The following is a 22,735-nucleotide window of genomic DNA, read 5'->3' as shown; positions in this document are numbered from 1 at the left end:
CTTGCTGACAACCCGCGTACTGTAGCCCTCTGGCGTGGCGGAGGTCACACCGAGGGGGCACCGTGTCTCGATGATCTTCGCAACTGTGTTATGCGAAGAAATCTGATATATGGAGCGACCAATACGACGAGGCCGCGCCCCCTGCGGGAGCGCGGCCTGCGTGTGCGAAACGGGTCAGGCGCGGCCGGCCGGCCAGGACATCCGCACCTCGGTGCCGACGCCCTCGTCGACCGGGCGGACCTGGAGATCCTCCACGAAACCGGCGAGCAGCGCGAAGCCCACGCCGGTGGTCAGCGCGTCCTCGCTGAGCGACTCCTTGGCCAGTTCGTCCGGCCCGAGCGCGGCCAGGCCGAGGCCCGCCTCGATCGGGGCCCGGTCCACCACCCGGACCGTGTAGCCGCCGCCGTCGGACATCTCCACGTACACCGGTTCGGCCAGGCCGTACTGCCTGTGCAACGCGACCGCCCGGGTGCACGCCTCACCGATGGCCAGGCGCACCTCGTCCAGCAGGTCCTCGCGTACGCCGGCCCGCCGGGCCACCGCGACGCCGACCAGGCGGGCGGTGCGCACGTGCACCGGAGCCGGAGAGAAGGACAGCTTGACGGTGGCCATCACGCGCCGGTGGAGTCGGCGGCGATGGCCGCGTCGACTGTCGGATGCAGCGGGAAGACCTGGTCGAGGGCGGTGATCCGGAAGATCTTGAGCAGCGGCTCCTTGTCGCAGACCAGCGCGAAGGAACCCCCGGCCGAGCGCAGTCGCTTGAGCGCGCCGACGAGCACACCCAGCCCGGTCGAGTCGAGGAAGTCCACCCGGCCGAGGTCGACCACCACGTGGCGGGCCCCACCGTCGATCAGCTCCAGAAGCCGTTCCCGCAGGCGGGGGGCGGTGTAGACATCCACCTCACCGCCGACCTCGAGCACCGTGTGCTCCCCCACGGCGCGGGTCGCCAGCGACAGCTCCATCGGCCCCTCCTCGGTAAACTCTCCTGGGCATCTAACCATCTCCCCGTGCGGCCCCTCGGGTCACCGCCAGGGCTCTCCCCTTACCCCCACCCTGCGGTTCCCAATTCCGAACACCAGTGCGAGAGTGCAGGACGTGACCGACCACAGCTCCGGCCCGCGGCGTGCTCCGGGTGAGCTGCTGCACCGGCTGCGGCTGCGCCACAGCTCCGACCCGGTCACCCACGTCGAACGCGTACCGGCCCGCGTCGGCGAACCCGTCGGGTGGCCCGGGTGGGCACCGGAGGAACTGCGGGCGGCGTTCGCGCGGCGCGGCGTCGTCGCCCCCTGGCGGCACCAGGCCGAGGCCGCCGAGCTGGCGTACGCGGGGCAGCACGTGGTCGTCGCCACCGGCACGGCGTCCGGCAAGTCCCTGGCGTACCAGCTTCCCGCACTGAGCACGCTGCTCGCCGACCCGCGCGCCACGGTGCTCTACCTGGCACCGACCAAGGCGCTCGCCGCCGACCAGCTCCGCGCCGTCGCCGGTCTCGAACTCGACGGGGTACGCCCCGCCACCTACGACGGGGACACCCCGCGCGCCGAGCGGGAGTGGATCCGCCGGCACTCCCGGTTCGTGCTGACCAACCCGGACATGCTGCACCACGGCATCCTGCCCGGCCACGCCCACTGGTCCGGGTTCCTGCGCCGCCTCGCGTACGTGGTCGTCGACGAGTGCCACACCTACCGGGGCGTCTTCGGCTCACACGTCGCGCACGTGCTGCGGAGGTTGCGGCGGCAGTGCGCCCGCTTCGGGCGTACTCCCGTGTTTCTGCTGGCCTCGGCCACGTCGGGCGACCCGGCGGCGGCGGCCGGGCGGCTCACCGGCCTGCCCGTCACCGCCGTCACCGAGGACACGTCGCCGCGCGGCGGGGTGACGTTCGCGCTCTGGGAGCCGCCGCTGCTCCCGCCGACCGACTCGTCCGCCGACGCCGACCTCGTCCAGGTCCGGCGCTCCGCGCTGCGCGAGACCGCCGACCTGCTCGCCGACAGCGTGATCGAGGGGGTACGCACGCTGGCGTTCGTGCGGTCCCGCCGGGGTGCCGAGGTGGTGGCCGCGAACGCCCGGCGGTCACTCGACGAGGCGGTGCCCGGCCTGGGCGACCGGGTGGCCGCCTACCGGGCCGGCTACCTGCGCGAGGAGCGCCGCGAGCTGGAACGGGCGCTGCTGCACGGCGACCTGCTCGGGCTCGCCTCCACGAACGCGCTCGAACTCGGCGTCGACCTGGTCGGGCTGGACGCGGTGCTGATCTGCGGCTGGCCCGGCACCCGCGCGTCACTGTGGCAGCAGGCCGGGCGGGCCGGGCGCTCCGGCGACGAGGCGCTCGCCGTGCTGGTGGCCCGGGACGACCCGCTCGACACCTACCTGGTGCACCACCCGGAAGCGCTGTTCGGGCGCCCGGTCGAGGCGACGGTGCTCGACCCGGCCAACCCGTACGTGCTCGCGCCGCAGCTCGCCTGCGCCGCCCACGAGTCCCCGCTCACCCCGGCCGACCTGGACCTGTTCGGCGAGGGCGCGAAGGAGGCGGTGGACTCGCTGGTCGAGGCGGGGGCGCTGCGGCAGCGGCCCACCGGCTGGTACTGGCGGCACCGGGAACGCCCCGAGGTCGACCTGCGCGGCGAGGGTGGCGCACCGGTGTGCGTGGTGGAGGAGTCCACCGGCCGGCTGCTCGGCACCGTCGACGGCGGGTCGGCGCACTTCCTGCTGCACACCGGCGCGGTCTACCTGCACCAGGGCGTCTCGTACGTGGTCGACTCGCTCGACCTGGCCGACGGGTGCGCGCTGGTGCACGCCGAGGAGCCGGACTGGTCCACCCACGCCCGCGACGTCACCTCGCTGTCGGTGGTGTCGGTCCGCTCGTACGTGGACGCCGGACCAGTCGGCCTCTTCCTCGGCGAGGTGGACGTGACCAGTCAGGTGGTGTCGTACCAGCGGCGGCGCATCGCGACCGGCGAGGTGATCGACACCCGGCCACTCGACCTGCCCGCGCGGGAGCTGCGCACCGTCGCGGTGTGGTTCACGCTCTCCCCCGAGTCACTGACCGCCGCCGGTGTCGAGGCGGCGGACGTGCCGGGCGCCCTGCACGCCGCCGAGCACGCCGCCATCGGGCTGCTGCCGCTGATGGCGACGTGCGACAGGTGGGACATCGGCGGGCTGTCCACCGCCCTGCACCCGGACACCGAGGCGCCGACCGTCTTCGTCTACGACGGGCATCCCGGCGGGGCCGGTTTCGCCGAGCGGGCGTACGGCACCGCCGCCGCCTGGCTGCGCGCCACCCGGGACGCGATCGCCGAATGCGGGTGCGAGACCGGGTGTCCGTCCTGCGTCCAGTCCCCGAAGTGCGGCAACGGCAACAACCCGCTGGCCAAGCCGGAGGCGGTGAAGGTCCTCGACGTGGTGCTGACCAACCTCGCCGCGGCCGGTCCCGCGGACGGCCCGGGCGCGGGCGGCCCGGGGGCGGGCGGCGGCCTGGGTCCGGAGGTGGGGCGCGGTGAGGCGCTGCCCCGCCAGGGCGACCGGGTGGCCCGCCCGGCTCCGGCGACCGGGGGCACACCCGCCTGACCCGCACGGGTCGCGGCCGGCAGGCCGGCCCGCCGGACGGACGACCCACCAGCCGGAGGTTCGACCGCCGGTTGGAGGGGGTCGCGGTATCGGAAGGCGCTGGACCCCACCACTTCGGCGAACCGGTGCGGATCACGCGATTTCGGAGGGCACGCAGCGGGCCGGTGTGTCTGGTTGGTGGGACGAAGGCATGAGCGTGGGGCGGTCGGGGCATTGATGTATGGGAGCGCTTCCATGCATCATTTCCGGTAGCGCACAGGTGACCCGAGACCCGTCCCGCCGGAGGTGCAGCCGTGGCCGACACGATCGCCGAGACCGTCGAACTGCTCTACACCATCGACCAGGAACACCTCACCCCCGACCAGCAGATAGCGCTGGGCACCGCGATGGCCACCCTCGCCCAGGCGGAACGGCTGGAGCAGATCAACGAGCGTCTGCGCGGCATCCATCAGGTCCTGAACACCTGGGCGATGAAGGCCACCGTCGACGGCGGCCGCTGACCCTTGGGCATTGCCCGGACGCGCCCGTCGGGTCCGCAGCCCGGCGGGCCGGGCCGGGCGGGTCGGGCTGGGCGGGTCGGGCTGGGCGGGTCGGGCGGGTCCGCCGGGCCGGGCGGGTCAGGCGGGTTGCGGCGCGGCGGCGCACACCCTGCGCGACGTGTCGGCGCGCAGGTCCCGCATGGGTTCTGCCCGCCCGGGCAGTGGTGGTGTGATCGGGCCAGCGGCGGTCGGTCTGCTGTGCGAGACTCCGGCGACCCCTCGAAGGAGATCTGATGTCGCCCGATAACCTGCAGGCCCAGCACCGATTCATCATCCGTCAGCGGATCCGGATGATGGTCAACCAGTACGAGGTGCACTCGGTGGCGCCCGACGGCTCCGAAGGAGGGCTGCTCGCGTTCGCGCAGCAGAAGCGGCTCGCCTTCAAGGAGCAGGTGACCATCTACACCGATGACACCAAGCAGTACCCCCTTCTCGGCTTCAAGGCCCGTCAGCGGCTCGACCTCGGGGCCACCTACGACGTGACCGACCACGCGGGCAACCCCATCGGGCTGTTCCGCAAGGACTTCGCCCAGTCGCTGCTGCGCTCGACGTGGCACGTCGAGCAGCCCGGCCTGCCGCCCGCCACCGGGCAGGAGCGCAGCATGCCGGTGGCGCTGCTGCGCCGGTTCGTCGACTCGCTCTCCTGGCTGCCGTACCACTTCGATTTCGTGGCCGGCGGCCAGCCGGTGTTCTCGGTCGACCGGAAGTGGGGGCTGCGGGACCGGTACTCCGTGGAGATCCAGCACCCGCAGATCGACCGTCGACTGGTCATCGCCATGGCGGTCGGACTGGACGCCCTCCAGTCCCGCTGACCCGCCGCCCCCGGCCCGGCTCTCGGCCCGGCACTGGCGGCCGCCCGTCAGGACCGGGCCGGGCCGGCCCGGGACGTCGCGGCGGCGTCCCGGGTCAGTCCCGGCAGCGGTGCGACACGTACCCGCGCCGTGACGATGAGGTCCAGCCCGTCGACCCGGCACCCGGTCATCCGGCCGCCGTTTGCGGAGACCAGGTCGGCGGCGCGACCGCAGGCGGCGTCGGTTCCGTCGAGCACCTGCCCGGCACCGGCCAGCGCCCCGAAGTCCGCCGCGTTGCGGGCCTGATGCCGCGCGCACCGGGCCGCCCCGAGCGCGGCACCGAACACCCCGACCAGCACGAACACGAGCCCGATCGCGAGCAGGCACACGGTGGCACCGCCCCGGTCCGCCGAGGACCTGCCGCCGGGCTCCCCGCGCTTCACCGTCCCGCCCGTGATCGGCGGTCCTCCTGCGGCGGGCCAGCGGGAGGACGAGCAGGCCGGGAAATCGTCAGCGCTCACGGCACCGGCCCCGGCGCACCGGGTTCCACTGCGGCCACTGCCTCCCCCGAGACGACCAGGCGAGGCAGCCGCGTACCGAACGTCCGGACCGGGGCCCGGACCGTCGCCGTCACGCGGTCACCGGCGACAGTCACGGCCACCTCCGCGCCGTCCGGGGCGTACCGGGTGCCGGCTGGCGTACCGGGCTCGCCCCGGGCCGCGGCGAGAGCCGCCTCCCGGGCCGCGTCGACACACGCGACCCGGGTGCCCACCGCGTTGACCGCGGTCAGACCGGCGACGAGGAGCATCATGAGCGCCGGCAGGCCGGCCGCCAACTCGGCGGTGAAGGAGCCCCGCTCGCACGCGGCCCACGAGCGCCACCGCCGCCACACCGCCCCGGCCCGGGCGCTGGCGGCGTCCCGGAACGGGCCGGGCTCGGCCGATACGCCCATCGGGACCGCTGAGGTCAGCCACCGACCGTGACGGCCGGCCCGCCGGCGCCCGGTCACTTCAGGGCCCGGTCGATGACGGCGGTCAGCGCGGACTGCACGTTGCCGGAGGTGAGCACCTTCAGCAGGATCCCGGCGAAGGCCACCGCGGCGAGGGTGCCCACCGCGTACTCGGCGGTGTTCATGCCGGCGTCACCCCGCAGGCGGGTGAGGAGCTTGCGCATGTCGTACGTCCCTTCTCGATGGATCACAGCACGTCGCCGAGGACGGCGACGATCACCGGCACCAGACCGGCGAGAATGAAGGCGGGCAGGAAACACAGCCCGAGCGGCAGCACGATGAGCACCCCCGCCCGGCGGGCCGCCGCCTCCGCCGCTGTCGACCGTTCGGCACGCAGGTCGTCGGCCAGCCGGGTCAGCGCGCGAGCCAGTGCGGCACCGCTGTTCGAGGAGCGGACCGCCGCCGCGACCACGGGTTCGGCCCCGGCGACGCCGCTCAGGTGCGCCCATGCCTCTCCGGGGCCGCCACCGAGCTGCAGCGTGCGGCCGACCCGGCCGAGCCGGTCCGCGAGCGGCCCGCCGAGCGCCTCGGCCACGGCGAGCGCCGAGCGGTCGACCGGTGCGCCCGCCCGCAGCGCGGCGGCCAGCAGATCCGCGGCCAGCGGCAGGTCGGCGGTCTCCCACAGGCGCCGTTCCCGGGCGGCGCGCGGCTCGATCCGGCGCAACAGACGGTCGGCGGCGACACCGGCAAGCAGCCCGAGGAACGCTCCTGTCGCACCGCCGACCACCACCGTCACGGCGATACCGGCCAGCGCCGCGCCGAGGCGTACCCGATCCGGCCACCACGCCGGGCGGGCCGGCGTCGGCACCGGGGCGAGCCGGCGCAGCCGCCGCGCCGGGCGGGCGACCGGACCGGCGACGACCAGCAACGACGCGGCACCGCCGAGGCAGACGGCGGCCAGCACCTGCCGTGCCATCAGGCGGCCCGTCCCGGCGTGACGCCGAGCCGCTCGGCCCAGAGCAACCCGCCGGCCTGCAACACGACCGCCGCGATCGCGCTACCGGCGCCCACCGGCGTGTGCAGCAGCACCGCCACCGGGTCGACCCCGATGCCGTAGCCGAGACCGATCCCGCCGAGCGGCAGCGCCGCGAGCAGCCAGGCGGTCGCCCGCGCCCCGGCGGCCTGGGCGGCGGCAGCCGCAAGGCCCCGATCGGCGGCGCGGGCGTCGGCCTCGATCCGTTCCAGCAGGTCGGCGAGCGGCGCGCCGGTCCGGTCGGCCAGCCTTCCGGCGGCGCGGGCCAGCCGGGCGACGCGTCCCGAACCGGCGTCGGCACCGCCGTCGACAGGTAGCCCGGCCCGCAGGTCTGCGGCGACGGCGGCCAGCCGGTCCAGGTCGCGGCGGTGCGCGAGTGCGGCCGCCCGGTGGGTACGCCGGCGCAGCACCGCCCGAGCCGCGAGCACGCCGTAGGTGGCGAGCACCAGGGCAGCCACCGGGCCGCCGAGCAACGCCCCGGCCACGGCCCCGCCCAGCGCCGCCGCGGGCAGCACGCGTCCGGCGGACATCCCGGGGACGGCGCCCCACCGCCGGATCCGACGTGCCAGCGCCGACGGCGACACCGGAACGCGACGCCCGGCACCGGGTCGACGCGGCCCTCGGCCACGACCGGACGGGCGGGCGGACGCCTTCGACACGGAGTCGAGCGGTAGCTCCGGCGATGCTGGACGTCCAGCCTCCACCCGCTCATCCGGCGTGCCCAGGACCGTCAGCCGCCGGGCGCGACCGGCACGTACCGGCCAGGCGACGGCGACCGCCGCGGCGGCCAGCAGCAGGACCGCCGCCCAGAGGTGGCCGGTCACGACGGCTCCGCCGACGCGGGCCACGCCGCCTGGAGGATCGGCGGCACCGGCGCCCCCCGCTCCCGCACCAGGTCGGCGAGCGCCCGGGCCGCCGGACCGAGACCCCGCCCACGCACCCAGGCCGGGACCACAGTCACCACCCGGTCGGGCCCTTCGGGCAACAGCAGGCCGATGGAGTCCAGTACGCGTCCCTCGCCGGTACGGCGAAGCTGGAGGACGACCTGCAACGCGGCGGCGACCTGGGCGTGCAACGCGAGCCGGGGCAGACCGCCGAGCATCCCCAGCGCCTCCAGCCGGGCCGGGACGTCGGCAGGAGCGTTCGCGTGCAGCGTCCCCGCCCCGCCGTCATGGCCGGTGTTCAGCGCGGCGAGCAGGTCGACCACCTCGGCGCCCCGGCACTCGCCCACGACCAGCCGGTCCGGCCGCATCCGCAGCGCCTGCCGTACCAGGTCGCCGAGCCCGACGGCACCGGCGCCCTCGACGTTCGCGGTGCGCGCCTGCAACCCGATCACGTGCGGGTGCACCGGGCGCAGCTCGGCGGCGTCCTCCACCAGCACGATCCGCTCGGTGCCGGGCACCAGCCCGAGCAACGTGTTGAGCAGCGTGGTCTTGCCGGAGCCGGTGCCGCCGCTGACCAGGTACGCGAGGCGGGCCGTGACGACGGCGGCGAGCAGCGGGGCGACCGGCCGGGGCACGGTGCCCCGCTCGACCAGTTCGTCGAGGGTGAACGGCCGCTGCCGGAAGGTACGCAGCGACAGGTAGGGCCCGTCGGTCGCCACCGGAGGCAGCACCGCGTGCAGCCGGGTGCCGTCGGGCAGCCGCGCGTCCGCGTACGGGGAGGCGTCGTCCAGCCGCCGCCCGGCCGCCGAGGTGAGGCGCTGTGCCAGGCGGCGTACGTCGTCGATCGTGCCCAGCGGCACGGCGACCTGATGCAGCCCCTGCCCTCTGTCGATCCAGACCCGGACCCCGTTCACCAGCACGTCGGTGACCTGCGGGTCGGCGAGCAGCGGCGCCAGTGGACCCGCGCCGACCAGGTCGTCGTGCACCCGGTCGGCGATCCGCAGCAGCGTGGTGTCACCGAGCACCGCCGCCGCCGGTTCGGCGCGTACCGCGGAGACGATGGCCGCCGGCGTGACCGGGGTGGCCTCGGCGGCGAACCGGTGCCGGACCCGGGCGGCCAGTTCCCCCGGTTCGGGCGTGGTCACGCCGCACCAGCCGCCGACGAGCCGACCATCTCGTCCACGAGCCGCTGGCAGAGCGTGGCGAGCGGCCCCTTCCCGCTCGCGCCCGGCGCCTCGCCCCGCTCCAGCCCACGGCACAGTCCCGGCTCGGGTCGCAGCGTGCCGGCGAGCGGCAGGCCCAGCGCCCGGGACACCTCGGCCGCGCGGAGCCGCCCGGGCGCCGGGCCGCGCACGATGACCGAGAGGTCGACGCAGTGTGGCGCGGCGACAGCGGCGACCCGGGCCGCCGCGGCCGCCGCCCGCAGCTCGGCCGGTACGACGAGCAGTGCCCGGTCGGCGGCCTGGAGCGCGATCACCGCCGCGTCGTCGAGGTGCCGGGGCAGGTCGAGCACCACCAGATCCCGCCCTCGCCGTCCGGCGTCTACTGTGGCGGCCATCGCCTCAGCCGGCAGGTGCCGCAGGTCGCCCCGGTCCCAGGAGAGCACCACCAGGTCGCCTCGGCTGGGCAGCGCGCGGATCAGCGACGGCGGGTCGACCCGCCCGTCGGTGCCGGCCAGTTCGGGCCACCGCAACCCGTCGAGCTGCTCCCACCCGAGCACCAGGTCGAGACCGCCGCCGAGCGGGTCGGCGTCGACCAGCAGCGTGCGCAGCCGGGACCGGGCCGCCGTGACGGCGAGCCCACCGGCCAGCACGCTGGCCCCGGCGCCTCCCCGCCCGCCGAGCACCGCCACCACCCGGCCCGGCCCCGGGCCCGCCGGCCCGGCCACGCATTCGGCGAACCGGTCGACCAGCCAGGGCTCGGCCGCCGGCAGCGTCGCGACGTGCTCCGCGCCGATCAGTTCGGCCAACTCCGTACCCGGATCGAGCTCTCCCGAGCGACCGACCAGGACCGTGCGGGCGCGGCGGGGAAGGCGTGCCCGCAGGCAGGCCGCCGCCTGGTCGCTGCCGACGAGCACCAGCGGCGCCGGGGCCCAACGGGCCCGGGCGGCGGCCGGATCGGCCGCCAGCTCGACCTCGGTGCCGCCGGCCGCCGCGAGTCGCAGCAGCTCGTCGAGGAGGTCGCCGTCGGAGGTGACGAGCAGGGGCAGACGACGGTACGGCGGAAGCGGGGTACGGGGCGGCATGGCGTGCCTCCATCGGTCGGACTCGGACGTGCCGAGGTGCAGCCTGCCCGGCCGGGGGATGCGAGGTCGGTGCCCTGTGGACAACCGAGGGGGTTGTGGACAGACCTCGGTGAGCCGGTTGATCTGCTATGCGCCCGAGATGGAGGTGCCGGGTGGACCATCGGCCATTGACGGCGGGGACGATCAGTAACGGATAATCGGGGCCCCTCGCCGCCCGATGGACGGCACCGGCTTGCGGAATCGAGGCCATGACCGATTCACCGCACCCCCTCGCAGCCCCCTCGGTTCGACGCCACTCGCTGCCCGACCGCCCGACCGGCGGTGAGATCTGGCTGCGCGACCCGTCGCCGGCGGTGCTCGCCGCCGTCGCTCTCGGACTCGTGGTCGTGGTGCTGGCGAGCATCGTCAGCGTCTTCGCCACGCCGCGCCGCCCCGACCTCCCGCCACCGCTCGAAGGTCAGGCGATCCTGGCGTCCCCGACAAGAGCGGGGTGGGTGACGGAGGAACCAGCCGAGTCCTACGCGCCGCCGTCGGTGTCGTTCTCCAGCCGCGCCGTGGCGCCGATCCGCCGCGCCACCCCGAGCAGCCGGCCGACCTCACCGAAGCCCTCGACTCCCCGGTCGAAGCCGCCGGTGGTCGGGCCCGGGGACCTGGCGCCACTGCCGGCCTCGCGCGAGTCCACGCTGCGCTCGCACGGTGGTGGCCCGTCGACGTTCGTCGACTTCGTCAACGCGCACGGGTCGACGGTCGTGGTCCACTGGATCAACTACGAGGGTCGCCGGCAGCAGTATGCGGTGCTCCGGCCCGGACAGTCGTACCGGCAGCAGACGTACGTCGGTCATCCCTGGGTGGTGGCCGACGAGCGGGGCCGAGGACTGGTGTGTTTCGAGCCGGCCCGGCACACGCTGCGCGCGGTGGTCCGGTAACTCGCCGGGCCCGGCCGGCGGCTGCGACGCTCCGTCGGGTGATCGACAAGCCGGACATCGACGAGCGGAGGCTGGCGGCCGAGGTCGCCGCCGCCTGGTCGGCGGACGTCGTCAGCCTGGTGTTCATGCCGGTCGGGCTGGACGGGAACGCGTGGGCGTACCGGGTGGAGACGTCCGGCGGCGCCGCGCGAGCGAGACCTGATCTTCGTCTACAGCACCGACTTCGGCGACCACCCGATCGACGCGCGCCGGGCCGGACTCTTCCGCGAAGGCTACGGGCCGTCGGAGCCGGACCCGGCCCTGCTGAGTTACTACCGTGATGAGCGGCGCCTCGACGACGTCGCCGCGTTTCTGGGCAGCATCCTCGATCCGGCGGCCAGTACGGAGTCCCGGGCCAACGATCTGCACTGGCTCACCGGGATCGCCGGGGCCATCGCAGAACCGGACTACGCGCCCTGAGTTGATGCGGATACCCGCCGCCGGCCGTCTACGGCCGCTCGCCGTCGGCCTGGTCGGCCACGATCCGGATGCTCAACTGGGCGCCGAGTTCATGAAAGCCGAGACGGCGCGCGAGCCGTCGTGAGGACTCGGGGCGTGCGCGCCACTGGGGAAGCAGCCGGTTCCGCAGCGCCTCCGTCACCGCGGCGGAAGCCACCGCGCGGGCCAGTCCCCGGCCCCGAAAGCCGGAGCTGGTCAGCACGCAGAGGTGAGCGACCGAGCATGGCCACTGGTGGTAACCCGCCGCCGCTACCACTCGCGCCTCCAGCCGGACGACGAACACCGGTGACGTGATCTCGTCGAGCCCGCTCTCCGCGACGTCATCCTCGGAGACGTCGGCGGTCAACCGGTCAAGGTCTGGGTGCCCCGGCGGCAAGCGGGCCACGTCGGCGTCCCCCGTCGCCGGTTGGAACTCCCGCTCGTCGAGGTACGCAAGCGAGGCGGGACCGAGCACGTCCAGCACGCCGCGACCGTCGCTCCACCGCTCGGCCTCGACCGCCGACCACAGCGGTTCCCCGGTGAGCGATCCGAGCAGGAACCGGGCGGTAGCCACGTCCGGCGCGGTGGCGAGGCCTGAGCTTCCCAGCACCACGATGCCGGCCCACGCGGGCGGGCACAGCCGCGACTCCGGAGCGACGACCACCCGGACGCCGTCTGCCGGAAAGCCGGTGGCGACACCAGTGAGGCCGGCCCAGAGATCCTGGACGTGGCGCAACACAGCCGATCGAGCCATCGACGTATCCTCCCGGCCTGTCCGCTCGCCGACCACTGACTTGACCGCCGGCTGTCTCCGGCGTACAGGTCCGGCCCGGGCTGGGCTCCCTCCGGCGGACGGTGTTCGCTGCCTGCGTGCCGGGGACGCCGCTGGGAATCGACGACGCGCAAAGGGACGACCCCCGTCGGGGGGAGACGGGGGTCGTCTTGTGGTTCGGCTCCGGGGGGGTCGAGCCGAACCGACTCAGCGGTTACGGGGGGTGCAACCGCCGAGGGTCGAGCGGCGCCGGGTATGCGAACTCCCGTCGCGTGCACAAGCATGCCGCAGTCGACCCTTATACGTCGAGTGTTGTTCACTCCACGCAAAGCTAAATTCATCGATAACCGCCTGTGACCGACGTCACTCCTCCGGGTGCTCGTCAGCTTTCGCCACCCGGGCGGACGACCGGACGCCGCCCGTCGGGCTAGACTTTCGCGCCGTGGGCCGTAGCGCCGCTTTCTTCGATCTCGACAAGACCGTCATCGCCAAGTCGAGCGCCCTGGCGTTCGGTCGGCCGTTCTACCGGGACGGGCTGATCACCCGGCGTGACGTGGTCAAGTCGGCGTACGCGCAGTTGATGTTCCGGCTGGGCGGCACCGACGAGCAGACCATGGCCCGCACCCGGGACTACCTCGCCACGCTCTGCAAGGGCTGGCCGGTGGAACAGGTCCGCCAGATCGTCGCGGAGACGCTGCACGAGCTGATCAACCCCTATGTGTACGCCGAGGCGGCCGCTCTGATCGAGGAGCACCAGGCCGCCGGGCGGGACGTGGTGCTGGTCTCGGCGTCGGGCGACGAGATGGTCCGGCCGATCGGTGAGCTGCTCGGGATCACCGACGTGATCGCCACCCGGATGGGTGTGGTGGACGGCCGGTACAGCGGCGAGGTCGAGTTCTACGCGGCCGGTCCGAGCAAGGTCGAGGCGGTCAGCGAACTGGCTCTGGAGCGCGACTACGACCTGGCCGACTCGTACGCGTACTCCGACTCGTACTCCGATCGGCCGTTGCTGGAGTGCGTGGGGCATCCGACGGTGGTAAACCCGGACCGGGCGCTGCGCAAGCTGGCGGTGGAGAACGCGTGGCCGGTGCTGGAGTTCCGGCACCCGATTCCGCTGGGTCGCCGGCTGCGCGAGCGGCCGGCGGTGCCGGTCGCCGCGGCGGCACTCGGTGTGGGCGTCGGCGTGGCCATCGGCATCGCCTGGTACGGCCGGCACCGCCGCACCCGCACCGCCGCACCCACCGCCTGACCCCGCGCCCCTCAGGACGCGGCGAGGATCTCGTCGCCGATCAGCGTGATCTGGTCGGCGCCGACCTCCACCGCCGTCATGTAGTGCCGCAGCCAGGAACGCAGGCCGTCGGGCGTGCCGGTGGCGAACGCGCCGGCCGCGCCGACGTACTCCGGTTCGCGCTCGCGATGCCCGACGTCGACCGCGACCAGCCCGCGGGGGTCGAACCCGGTGGAGATCAGCACCAGCCGGGCGGCGGCCCGGGCCACCACGCCGGACGGGCCCGGAAACGGGCGCAGGTTCAGCAGTTCGCCGTGTACGACGGCGGCCAGCACCAGTGGCGGCACCTTCGTGCCACCGGCCACCAGAGCGGCCAGGCCGTCGAGACGGGCCGCGACCACCGGGTCGGCGACCGGCCGGCCCAGTTCCTCCTCGGTGACCACGTCGCGGGCGGCGAGTACGTGCAGCCGGGCCAGCACCTGCCGGGGCGCCTTGGGCCAGAGGTCGCTCAGCCCGGGCAGCGCCCCGGCGACCCGCAGCGCACCTTGGAGCACCGGGTCGGTGACGGTGCCGGCGCGTACCTCCTCACGGTCGTGGGCGCGGCCCTCCAGGGCGGCGCTGGCCACGGCGGAGCGGAGGCTGACCTCGGCGGCGACCTGGCCGCCCTGGCGGCGCAGCGCACGGTGCCGGTGTGCCTGGTCGACCCGCTCGCGGGCCTGCTCGACGGCGGTGGCGACGTCGGCGAGCGCGAGCAGCGGGGCGAGCGGATCGGTGGTCACCCCGTCACGCTAGCGACCGCCGGGCTCCCCCCAAGCCCGGGGTTGTTAATAAGGGGCCCTTCCCCTACCGGAGGCGTTAATAAGGTGCCCTTCCTTACACCTCGGCGCGAGGGGAGGGCCGCTGGGCGCGCGGTGAGGGACGGGCGGTCGCCGGCACGGTACGCCGGGGCTAACCTTCCCCGCAGTAGGAGACGCAGGTCACGCGACGAAGGAGTCACCGCATGAGCGAGGCATTGGCCAACTTGCTGAACGAGACGCGCCAGTTCCCGCCGCCGGCTGAACTCGCCGCGAACGCCAACGTGACCGTCGAGGCGTACGAGGAGGCGGCCGGCGACCGGCTGGCCTTCTGGGAGCGCCAGGCCGGCCGGCTGGCCTGGGCCCAGCCGTGGGAGCAGGTGCTCGACTGGTCGAACGCCCCGTTCGCGAAGTGGTTCACCGGGGGCAGGCTCAACGTGGCGTACAACTGCCTGGACCGGCACGTCGAGGCGGGCCGCGGCGACAAGGTGGCGATCCACTGGGAGGGCGAGCCGGGCGACACCCGTACCGTCACCTACGCCGACCTGCACAAGCTCACCTGCCAGGCGGCGAACGCGCTGACCGAGCTGGGCGTGACCGCCGGTGACCGGGTGGCGATCTACCTGCCGATGATCCCGGAGGCGGCGGTGGCGATGCTCGCCTGCGCCCGGATCGGCGCCACGCACAGCGTGGTGTTCGGCGGCTTCTCCGCCGACGCGCTGACCAACCGGATCCAGGACGCCAGCGCCAAGGTGGTGATCACCGCGGACGGCGGCTTCCGCCGGGGCAAGCCGTCGGCGCTCAAGCCGACGGTGGACGAGGCGGTGGCGAACTGCCCGTCGGTGGAGCACGTGCTGGTGGTCCGGCGTACCGGTGAGGAGGTCGCCTGGTCGGCGAAGGACCACTGGTGGCACGAGACGGTGGAGACGGCGTCGCCGGAGCACGAGGCGCAGGCGTTCGACGCCGAGCACCCGCTGTTCATCCTCTACACCAGCGGCACGACCGCCCGGCCGAAGGGCATCCTGCACACCACCGGCGGCTACCTGACCCAGACGTCGTACACCACGCACGCGGTGTTCGACCTGAAGCCGGAGACGGACGTCTACTGGTGCACGGCCGACATCGGCTGGGTGACCGGGCACTCCTACATCGTGTACGGCCCGCTCTCCAACGGCGCCACCCAGGTCATGTACGAGGGCACCCCGGACACCCCGCACAAGGGCCGGTTCTGGGAGGTCGTCGACAAGTACAAGGTGACCATCCTGTACACCGCGCCGACGCTGATCCGCACCATGATGAAGTGGGGCGAGGACATCCCGGCCGGGTACGACCTGTCGTCGCTGCGCCTGCTCGGCAGCGTCGGCGAGCCGATCAACCCGGAGGCGTGGATCTGGTACCGGCAGCACGTCGGCCGCGCCGAGCTGCCGGTGGTGGACACCTGGTGGCAGACCGAGACCGGCGCCATCATGATCTCGCCGCTGCCGGGCGTGACCGAGGCGAAGCCCGGCTCGGCGATGAGCCCGCTGCCCGGCATCGTCGCCGACGTGGTCGACGACCAGGGCCAGTCGGTGCCGAACGGCGGCGGCGGATACCTGGTGCTGAAGGAGCCGTGGCCGTCGATGCTGCGGACGATCTGGGGCGACGACAACCGGTTCCTGGAGACGTACTGGTCCCGGTTCGGGGCGGGCGCGAACACCGGCGACGAGTGGGTCTACTTCGCCGGTGACGGCGCGAAGAAGGACGACGACGGACACATCTGGCTGCTCGGCCGGGTGGACGACGTGATGCTGGTGTCCGGCCACAACATCTCCACGACCGAGGTGGAGTCGGCGCTGGTCAGCCACCCGTCGGTGGCGGAGGCGGCGGTGGTCGGCGCGACCGACCCGACGACCGGCCAGGCGATCGTGGCGTTCGCCATCCCGCGTGGCAGCGCGGAGACCGCGGGTGACGCGGGCGAGCAGCTCATCGCCGACCTGCGCAACCACGTGGCGAAGACGCTCGGCCCGATCGCCAAGCCGCGGCAGATCATGCTGGTGCCGGAGCTGCCGAAGACCCGGTCCGGGAAGATCATGCGCCGGCTGCTGCGGGACGTGGCGGAGAACCGGTCGCTCGGCGACGTGACCACTCTCCAGGACTCCTCGGTGATGGAGTTGATCTCGTCGGGGATGAGCGGCAAGTCTGACGAGGACTGACCAGGAGGCTTCGGCAGCCCAGTGGTTGTGGTGGGTGGCGGTCCGGCGGACCGCCACCCACCGTCGTCTGCGCGTGGTGCCGTACGCCGGCAGGGACGGGGCAGCACGCGATCATCGGGCGTGGGACAATGACCTTCGTCGAGTTCCTTCGAACGGGGGTGGCGGAAATGGTCATGCTTACTTGACGCGGATGCATCCATAGGGACTTTCCGGCCACTCTTCGGCCAGGATCATTTCTCTTCACCTCATGTGCGGGCTGTTCATTGTCCACACATTGGTCGCTCCTTGGTGCGCAATATTCACCCACCGCACCCCGTGCGGATTCATTGTGCGCTCTTCCGCGTCGCCTCTCGAGGAATGCCGATGTTGAGAGTCACCATTCACGCAAGTGATCCCGCCGCTCGGCGCATGATCGCCGACCTCCTCACCTCGGCCGGCGTGACCGTCGTGCCGGCGATGTCCGGGGCGGAGGCGTCCGGGGCGACCTGTGCGGCGGGCTCGGGCCGGCCCGAGCCCGCCGCGCCGCCGTGTCCCGCCGACTCACCCGAGCCACGTTGTGTGCTGGTGGTCGAGGCTCCGACGGCAGCGCGGCAGCCGCCCTGGCCGGTGTCGCCGCCGCGAACGACGCCGGCCGGCGGGCAACGGCTGTCCCAGCGGGAGAGCGAGGTACTGGAGTGCATCGCCAGCGGCCTCACCCACGGGCAGACCGCGGTGCGGCTGCAGGTCAGCATCCACTCGGTGAACACCTACGTCAAGCGGCTGAAGGCGAAGCTCGGCCACGGCAACAAGGCATTTCTCACCCGGGCCGCGATCGACTCCGGGAAACCGGCGGACGGCCGACCGGAATGTCCATGAGACGGGCCGCCAGCGGCGTCGGGCCCGCCGCACGAAAGCTCCTGTCCCTCGTTTACGGGACAGGCGGTCCCGAGCCGGCAACACTATTCTTCGATTACACGTCGCCGCGCCGGGACAACCCCCACCGAACGATCGGCGCAGCGATTATTCGACCGGAGTGGAGGACCATTTGAGAACAACGACGACCCCTTATCGGCGCATTGCCGGGGTGCTTGCCGCGCTCATGATCGGCAGCGCCGCGGCTTTCGCCGCCCCCGCGTCGGCGATGGCGGAGATCATCGATCCGGATGAGCCCTACGACGGCATCGAGGGAAACTTCACCGGCGGTGACGTCACCGACCCCGGGCTCGAGCAGCCGACCGACGACCAGACGAACCTCAAGCTCCAGATCTCCCAGGAGTGGTACGCGGTCAACGTCCAGGGCGCGGATCCGACCCAGCTCACCAAGCTGCAGAACGACTACACCGCACAGTACGGCGACTCGGGTTACGTCGATCCCGGTGACGGCGCCGGCCTGCGTACCACGGCGGCCAGCAGCCGTATCCTGCCGTTCGTGCAGTACGCGCAGGCCAAGGGCTACTACTGCGGTCCCGCCTCGGGCTACATGATCATCCGCTACCTGCACGGCTCCGGGTACACCAGCCGCTACAACGGCAACAGCCTGTCCCAGGCCAACCTGGCCAACAGCGCGCACATGAACACCGAGGCCAACAAGAGCACCACGTGGACCAGCAAGCGGTTCGCCACGGGCATCAACCGTTGGCGCAACGTCCCCTGGTACGTGCAGGTGCCAAAGCCCAGCGGCTCGCTGCTGCCCAAGATCTTCACCCACAGCGTGGGCGGCAACGGCATGCCGATCGGCGCGGACACGGTCGAGTTCGCCGGCGGCTCGCACTACAACGGGCACCCGACCAACAAGACGATCGGCCACTGGATCGTCGGCTACGGTTACGTCCAGTCCGGCCAGAACACCACCTGGGCCGATCCGGCCACCTCGGTGTGGTCGAGCACGAAGAAGTCGTTTACCTACACCACCTCCACCTTCGCCACTCGGTTCCTCCAGTCGAACGGAGTCGTTTACTAGCCATGCGCCGGACACTGACAGTTGCGTTGATCCTTCTGACTGTCGGTGGCTGTGACGACGGTAAGGGGGAGGATGCCGCCGGACGGGCAGCGTCCTCCCCCGTCTCCTCACCCAGCGCCGACACCGACAGCGGCTCGACCACAGGTGCCCCTTTCGAGATCGGCTCCCGGCACGCCACGAAGGACGCGGCGAGCGCGCGAGAGGGCCGCGAGCTGCGTGGAGGCTTCGTCGTGGGGGGTGCGCAGGCAGGCGGCCGCACGCTCAACCATCTCGGCCTCACCCCCGACGGTCAGCTCATCAGCGCCGCCAACCCCGTTCCCAAGACGGGTGACGGCGAGCTGGGCATCGGCCAGAGCCGGGTGGGTCTCTACTCCGGCGGGCGGGCGCGCACCCTGTCCCCGGCCCCGAGCGGCCCGCCCCGACAAGCCATCTACGCCGACGCGGACGACCGGACCGTGGCCTGGATGGAGACCTCCAGCACCGACATGTACCAGATGGACTGGCTGGTGTACGGCTTCGACCGGAGTTCCGGCCGGTCCGTGCTGCTGGGTGACTCGGCACCGATCGCCAAGGGCAAGAAGATGCCCATCCCACCGGGCAGCTCCATGCTCTCCGTGGGCACTGATCGGGTCTACTGGACCACGACCGTCCCCACGACGGGCGAGCGTGACTTCGGCGCGCAGATCCTCGCCAGCTCGCCGGCCGGCGGCGCGGCGCCATCGGTCGTCGCCCAGCGGGCGAAGCTTCCGGCCGCAGCCGGCAAGGACCTCTACTATGTCCGGTCCGAGGACGTGGCTCCCGGATTCCCCAAGAGCCGCTACGAGATCCACAAGGTGAGCGGCGGCCGTGACAGCGTGTACGCCTCCGGCCCGCTGACCGGAGAGCAGCAGGTCAGCGCGCTCACGGCGGAGCCCGGGCACGTCTCCTGGATCGTGACCGGCGCCACCGAGGAGACGCCCGGGACCTTGTTCGTCCTGCCGTCGGCCACCAAGCGGGCCATCGAGGTGACCCTCGGCGACAATGGCCCCGCCATGACGCTCGGCTCGTCGCCGAAGCTCGTCTGCTGGAGCAACGGCAGTGGCAGCGGCGACGCCGGCCAGTACGTGCTCGAGGTGGCGACCGACCGGATGTGGCGGCTCGGCGAGGCGCCGGGCCTGAGTCTGGCGTTCGCCGGCGGCGACTTCGTCGCCTGGTCGAAGTTGGGGTCGGAACCGCAGAAGCCCGAGCAGAACTCGCTGAGGGTGGCGCGGTTCGTGGGTGGGAAAGCCTGACCACGACGCGGACGGCACGGCCGTCGATCGGCGGACCCGCCGCTGACCCGAACGGGCAGAGCCGTCGGCTCACCCCTGTCGATGGCGCGTTTGGTCGGCTACGTTCAGCCGAACCGGCGGAATTCGACAGATGTCACTGAGTCGCCGACCTTCACCATTCCCTACGAACGGAGTGGCATGCTCCCCATGTCGCAGCACAGGGCACGGCGACGCCTACTCGTCGCGCTGCCCGCCATCGCGCTCGCGGCCACGTCGCTGACCGTGACGGGCAGCGCGGCGGCTCAGCCTGCCCGGTCCGCACCGGTCACGATCGGGGCGGATGAGCACTACATCAACTACGCCGAGCCCGAGGTCCAGCCGGACACCGGCGGCAAGGAGGTGAAGGGCCGCGACGGCGTCTTCTCCTCACCGGCGGACGAGGCCCGCGCCTACGACCGCAAGTACGCCGGGGGTAACCCGATCGCGGCGCGCGAGCTGGCCAAGCTGGAGGCCAAGTCCATCCGGACCGGCAAGAGCCCTCGCAAGATCAAGCAGGCCAAGAGCACGCAGACCGCCAAGCTGCTGACGCTGCTCGTCGAGTTCAACGACAAGGCCAACGACGACTTCACAGGCGTGATGGTCCCGAAGACGGTGTTCGAGGACCGCACCTGCGTTCCCGGCACCGTGCAGAACGGGCCGCGCCACAACACGATCCCGAACCCGGCCACCCTGCCGCACAAGGACAACAACTCGATGTGGGTGCCGGACTTCTCGCCGGCCCACTACGACAAGATGCTGTACAGCAAGAAGGGCATCACCGAGCGGGTCCGCAAGGACCTGAAGGGGCCGGACGGCAAGCCGGGCATCAGCCTCGCCGGACGGACCATGCACAACATGTACCTGGAGATGTCCAAGGGCGCGTACACCGTGGACGGGCAGGCCAGCCCGTGGATCACGGTGCCGCACTCGGAGGGCTGGTACGCCGCCTCGCGCTGCTTCCAGGACGAGAACGGCAACTGGGTCGCCGGGCGTGAGCAGTCGATGAACGGCCACCCGGACAACCCGCAGGGTGCCGGCCGGCTCGCCACCGACGCGATCGACGCGCTGGCCGCGGCCGACCCGAACTTCCCCTGGGCCGACTACGACATCGAGGACCAGAGCGACCGCGACGGCGACGGCAACTACCACGAGCCGGACGGTGTGATCGACCACCTGGTGCTGGTGCACGCCAACCAGGGCAAGTCCCGCGGTGGCGGCGACGTCGGCGTCTACTCGGTGTGGGCGCACTCCTCGACGGTGACCGGTGGCTACACGATCCCGGGCACCAACCTGAAGGTGTCGAACTACATCGTGCAGCCGGAGGACGCCGGCGTCGGCGTCTTCGCCCACGAGTTCGGGCACGACCTGGGCCTGCCGGACCTCTACGACACCTCCGGCAACGCCGACTCCGACGTGGACTTCTGGGACCTGATGGCGTCCGGCTCGCACTCCGGCGAGATCTTCCAGGCGCTGCCCACGCACATGGGCCTCTGGGACAAGTGGGTGCTGGGCTGGGCCGAGCCGAAGACGTTCGGTCCGGGTGACCGGTCCAAGCTGGTCAAGCTCGGGCAGACGTCGCGTACGCCGGTCGGCACCGAGGACGGCATCAAGATCGACCTGCCGGACAAGGTGATCTCGCTGGCGACGCCGCACAGCGGCTCGAACATGTGGTACTCCGGTGCCGACCAGAACTGGGCCGACGTCAAGCTCAGCCGTACGGTGTCCGTGCCGAACGCCGCCGACGCGAAGTTCTGGATGTGGAACAACTTCGTCATCGAGGCGGACTGGGACTTCGGCTTTGTCGAGGTCTCCACCGACGGCGGGGCCACCTGGAGCGAGCAGAAGGTGTACGCCGAGGGCGGTGCGCTGGTCTCCACGAACGACGGGTACGCCGACCCGAACGGCCGCATGGTCGACTTCGGCAACAAGAAGTACGGCCTGACCGGCAGCACGAACGGCTGGCGACACGACTACGTCGACCTGTCGTCGTACGCCGGGCAGACCGTGCAGGTGCGGCTGCGGTACGCCACCGACGAGGCGTTCGTGGAGCGCGGCTGGTTCGCCGACGACTTCTCGGTGACCGGCGGCGGTGCCACCACCTGGAGCGACGACGTGGAGAGCGGCGCGGCGGGCTGGACCCAGACCGGCGGCACCTTCACCGACACCAGCGGCGCGGGTTGGTACATCGACTCGGGCACCCAGGTGAAGTCGCACTACTACCTGGCCGAGTGGCGTAACTTCGACGGCTTCGACAACGGTCTGAAGTACACCTACGACACCGTCTACTCGCACGAGGCGTGGAAGGTCGACCGGATCGCGTACAACGCGCCGGGCATGCTGGTCTGGTACCGGGACACCCAGCTCGGCGACGTCAACCACGTCACCGCGCAGATGACCGCGCTGCCCAGCTACGGCGCCAAGGGCGGGCTGCTGATCGTCGACTCGCACAACGACCCGCTGCGCCGCAAGGGCGTCGCGGCCGAGAAGGACCCGTCGGTGCTGAAGAACCTGCCCAGCCGGCCGCAGTCCTCCAACGCCGCGTTCGGCCTGAAGCCGACGTACCCGTTCAAGGAGTGCCTGGAGGCGGCGGACGAGCCGTACAGCGAGTACTGCACGAAGTTCGGCCCGCAGGCTCCGGTGCGCGGCTTCACCGACGCCAAGGGCTGGTACCCGGGCATCGAGATCCGCGACGGTGCCGCGTACGCGCGGGACAACGACGCCTCGGTGGTCGTCCCGTCGCGGGGCAACCAGCAGTACACGACCCGGGTGGTGAACCCGGACGGCACTCCGGCGACGGACTACTACGGTTCGACGCTGGGTGGCGGGGCGATCGTGCTCGGCACCGGCAACCCGGGTGACGCGGGCGTCCAGTACGGCGTCTCGATCATCATCAAGCGGGCCGCCAAGGACAACTCGTACGCTCAGGTGTACGTCGTCCCGCCGCGGAGCTGAACCGTACGTTCAAACCGGAACCGGAATGACCGAAAAATGAGCTGAACAAGCTCGATGGGGGAAGGGTCGGGAGCGCGAGCGCTCCCGCAGGGACATCTGCAGCGCGTGCAACGCGGACTCGTCGCGGTCGAGCATCATCAGCTCGTCGGGCTCGCAGCGGGCGATCT

Annotated in this window: 21 protein-coding genes; 10 read left to right on the top strand and 11 right to left on the bottom strand. The window is 72.4% G+C overall.

The window, feature by feature from the left end:
• Positions 1 to 174: 174 nt before the first annotated feature.
• Positions 175 to 612: an ATP-binding protein gene (locus tag AB0B20_RS27320; RefSeq protein ID WP_357390700.1), complete on the bottom strand. Its 438-nt coding sequence runs from the start codon at positions 610 to 612 to the stop codon at positions 175 to 177.
• The gene (locus AB0B20_RS27315) at positions 612 to 962 is read right to left on the bottom strand and encodes an STAS domain-containing protein (RefSeq protein WP_013283649.1); all 351 of its coding nucleotides are present in this window, start codon (positions 960 to 962) and stop codon (positions 612 to 614) included. The genes AB0B20_RS27320 and AB0B20_RS27315 overlap by 1 nt, the downstream gene beginning before the upstream one ends.
• Positions 963 to 1,086: 124 nt before the next feature.
• Here AB0B20_RS27315 and AB0B20_RS27310 point away from each other — a divergent pair, with 124 nt between their 5' ends.
• The 3 genes from AB0B20_RS27310 to AB0B20_RS27300 all read left to right on the top strand — a co-directional run bounded on the left by AB0B20_RS27310 (position 1,087) and on the right by AB0B20_RS27300 (position 4,909).
• On the top strand, positions 1,087 to 3,558 hold the full coding sequence (locus AB0B20_RS27310; RefSeq protein ID WP_357474591.1) for a DEAD/DEAH box helicase: 2,472 nt from the start codon (positions 1,087 to 1,089) through the stop codon (positions 3,556 to 3,558).
• 293 nt (positions 3,559 to 3,851) lie between these two features.
• Positions 3,852 to 4,058: a hypothetical protein gene (locus tag AB0B20_RS27305; protein ID WP_357390706.1), complete on the top strand. Its 207-nt coding sequence runs from the start codon at positions 3,852 to 3,854 to the stop codon at positions 4,056 to 4,058.
• A 272-nt stretch (positions 4,059 to 4,330) separates the two neighbouring features.
• On the top strand, positions 4,331 to 4,909 hold the full coding sequence (locus AB0B20_RS27300) for a hypothetical protein (protein WP_357390708.1): 579 nt from the start codon (positions 4,331 to 4,333) through the stop codon (positions 4,907 to 4,909).
• Between the two features lie 47 nt (positions 4,910 to 4,956).
• Here AB0B20_RS27300 and AB0B20_RS27295 read toward each other — a convergent pair whose 3' ends face one another.
• Genes AB0B20_RS27295 through ssd form a run of 7 tightly spaced genes read right to left on the bottom strand, consistent with a single transcriptional unit; the run spans position 4,957 to position 9,999 of the window.
• Entirely contained in the window at positions 4,957 to 5,409 is a 453-nt protein-coding gene (locus tag AB0B20_RS27295) for an Rv3654c family TadE-like protein (protein ID WP_357390710.1), read from the bottom strand.
• Positions 5,406 to 5,840, bottom strand: coding sequence for a TadE family type IV pilus minor pilin (locus tag AB0B20_RS27290; protein ID WP_357390712.1), 435 nt, complete (start codon positions 5,838 to 5,840; stop codon positions 5,406 to 5,408). The genes AB0B20_RS27295 and AB0B20_RS27290 overlap by 4 nt, the downstream gene beginning before the upstream one ends.
• Before the next feature lie 53 nt (positions 5,841 to 5,893).
• Positions 5,894 to 6,061 (bottom strand): DUF4244 domain-containing protein, encoded by a 168-nt coding sequence (locus AB0B20_RS27285; protein WP_013283643.1) that lies wholly within the window; start codon positions 6,059 to 6,061, stop codon positions 5,894 to 5,896.
• 23 nt (positions 6,062 to 6,084) lie between these two features.
• A complete protein-coding gene (locus AB0B20_RS27280; RefSeq protein ID WP_357474587.1) occupies positions 6,085 to 6,813 on the bottom strand; it encodes a type II secretion system F family protein in 729 nt (242 codons plus the stop codon).
• Complete coding sequence (locus AB0B20_RS27275) at positions 6,813 to 7,694, bottom strand: hypothetical protein (protein WP_357474584.1); 882 nt, start codon at positions 7,692 to 7,694, stop codon at positions 6,813 to 6,815. The genes AB0B20_RS27280 and AB0B20_RS27275 overlap by 1 nt, the downstream gene beginning before the upstream one ends.
• Positions 7,691 to 8,899 (bottom strand): TadA family conjugal transfer-associated ATPase, encoded by a 1,209-nt coding sequence (locus AB0B20_RS27270; protein ID WP_357474581.1) that lies wholly within the window; start codon positions 8,897 to 8,899, stop codon positions 7,691 to 7,693. The genes AB0B20_RS27275 and AB0B20_RS27270 overlap by 4 nt, the downstream gene beginning before the upstream one ends.
• On the bottom strand, positions 8,896 to 9,999 hold the full coding sequence (ssd, locus tag AB0B20_RS27265; protein WP_357474578.1) for a septum site-determining protein Ssd: 1,104 nt from the start codon (positions 9,997 to 9,999) through the stop codon (positions 8,896 to 8,898). The genes AB0B20_RS27270 and ssd overlap by 4 nt, the downstream gene beginning before the upstream one ends.
• Before the next feature lie 248 nt (positions 10,000 to 10,247).
• On the opposite strand from ssd, the gene AB0B20_RS27260 reads away from it, so the two are divergent.
• A complete protein-coding gene (locus tag AB0B20_RS27260) occupies positions 10,248 to 10,925 on the top strand; it encodes a hypothetical protein (RefSeq protein ID WP_357474575.1) in 678 nt (225 codons plus the stop codon).
• Between the two features lie 487 nt (positions 10,926 to 11,412).
• On the opposite strand, the gene AB0B20_RS27255 is transcribed toward AB0B20_RS27260, so the two are convergent.
• Complete coding sequence (locus AB0B20_RS27255; RefSeq protein WP_357474572.1) at positions 11,413 to 12,192, bottom strand: GNAT family N-acetyltransferase; 780 nt, start codon at positions 12,190 to 12,192, stop codon at positions 11,413 to 11,415.
• 424 nt (positions 12,193 to 12,616) lie between these two features.
• Between AB0B20_RS27255 and AB0B20_RS27250 the strand changes: the two genes are divergently transcribed.
• Positions 12,617 to 13,423: an HAD-IB family hydrolase gene (locus tag AB0B20_RS27250; protein WP_120572053.1), complete on the top strand. Its 807-nt coding sequence runs from the start codon at positions 12,617 to 12,619 to the stop codon at positions 13,421 to 13,423.
• Positions 13,424 to 13,434: 11 nt separating this feature from the next.
• Here the strand turns inward: AB0B20_RS27250 and AB0B20_RS27245 are convergent, their stop codons facing one another.
• Positions 13,435 to 14,181: an oxidoreductase gene (locus AB0B20_RS27245; protein WP_357474569.1), complete on the bottom strand. Its 747-nt coding sequence runs from the start codon at positions 14,179 to 14,181 to the stop codon at positions 13,435 to 13,437.
• A 221-nt stretch (positions 14,182 to 14,402) separates the two neighbouring features.
• Here AB0B20_RS27245 and acs point away from each other — a divergent pair, with 221 nt between their 5' ends.
• From acs to AB0B20_RS27220, 5 genes are all read left to right on the top strand, one after another.
• Positions 14,403 to 16,388: an acetate--CoA ligase gene (acs, locus tag AB0B20_RS27240; RefSeq protein WP_357391201.1), complete on the top strand. Its 1,986-nt coding sequence runs from the start codon at positions 14,403 to 14,405 to the stop codon at positions 16,386 to 16,388.
• A 558-nt stretch (positions 16,389 to 16,946) separates the two neighbouring features.
• Positions 16,947 to 17,243 carry a helix-turn-helix transcriptional regulator gene (locus tag AB0B20_RS27235; RefSeq protein WP_357474566.1) on the top strand — a complete coding sequence of 99 codons (297 nt, stop codon included), beginning with the start codon at positions 16,947 to 16,949 and terminating at the stop codon, positions 17,241 to 17,243.
• Positions 17,244 to 17,466: 223 nt separating this feature from the next.
• Positions 17,467 to 18,327 (top strand): hypothetical protein, encoded by an 861-nt coding sequence (locus AB0B20_RS27230; protein WP_357474563.1) that lies wholly within the window; start codon positions 17,467 to 17,469, stop codon positions 18,325 to 18,327.
• A 230-nt stretch (positions 18,328 to 18,557) separates the two neighbouring features.
• The gene (locus AB0B20_RS27225) at positions 18,558 to 19,598 is read left to right on the top strand and encodes a hypothetical protein (protein WP_357391043.1); all 1,041 of its coding nucleotides are present in this window, start codon (positions 18,558 to 18,560) and stop codon (positions 19,596 to 19,598) included.
• Positions 19,599 to 19,784: 186 nt separating this feature from the next.
• Complete coding sequence (locus AB0B20_RS27220; protein WP_357474560.1) at positions 19,785 to 22,568, top strand: immune inhibitor A domain-containing protein; 2,784 nt, start codon at positions 19,785 to 19,787, stop codon at positions 22,566 to 22,568.
• Positions 22,569 to 22,735: the final 167 nt, after the last annotated feature.

The organism is Micromonospora sp. NPDC049151, from assembly GCF_040648395.1.
GTDB lineage: Bacteria > Actinomycetota > Actinomycetes > Mycobacteriales > Micromonosporaceae > Micromonospora.
This window is presented reverse-complemented; position numbering and strand designations above follow the sequence as displayed.

Bases quoted from the DNA above. Each gene is read 5' to 3' on its own strand.
- AB0B20_RS27260 (WP_357474575.1), top strand. From the start codon at position 10,248: ATGACCGATTCACCGCACCCCCTCGCAGCCCCCTCGGTTCGACGCCAC.
- AB0B20_RS27220 (WP_357474560.1), top strand. From the start codon at position 19,785: ATGTCGCAGCACAGGGCACGGCGACGCCTACTCGTCGCGCTGCCCGCC.
- AB0B20_RS27285 (WP_013283643.1), bottom strand. From the start codon at position 6,061: ATGCGCAAGCTCCTCACCCGCCTGCGGGGTGACGCCGGCATGAACACC.
- ssd (WP_357474578.1), bottom strand. From the start codon at position 9,999: ATGCCGCCCCGTACCCCGCTTCCGCCGTACCGTCGTCTGCCCCTGCTC.
- AB0B20_RS27280 (WP_357474587.1), bottom strand. From the start codon at position 6,813: ATGGCACGGCAGGTGCTGGCCGCCGTCTGCCTCGGCGGTGCCGCGTCG.
- AB0B20_RS27290 (WP_357390712.1), bottom strand. From the start codon at position 5,840: ATGGGCGTATCGGCCGAGCCCGGCCCGTTCCGGGACGCCGCCAGCGCC.
- AB0B20_RS27300 (WP_357390708.1), top strand. From the start codon at position 4,331: ATGTCGCCCGATAACCTGCAGGCCCAGCACCGATTCATCATCCGTCAG.
- AB0B20_RS27320 (WP_357390700.1), bottom strand. From the start codon at position 612: ATGGCCACCGTCAAGCTGTCCTTCTCTCCGGCTCCGGTGCACGTGCGC.
- AB0B20_RS27315 (WP_013283649.1), bottom strand. From the start codon at position 962: ATGGAGCTGTCGCTGGCGACCCGCGCCGTGGGGGAGCACACGGTGCTC.
- acs (WP_357391201.1), top strand. From the start codon at position 14,403: ATGAGCGAGGCATTGGCCAACTTGCTGAACGAGACGCGCCAGTTCCCG.
- AB0B20_RS27230 (WP_357474563.1), top strand. From the start codon at position 17,467: ATGATCGGCAGCGCCGCGGCTTTCGCCGCCCCCGCGTCGGCGATGGCG.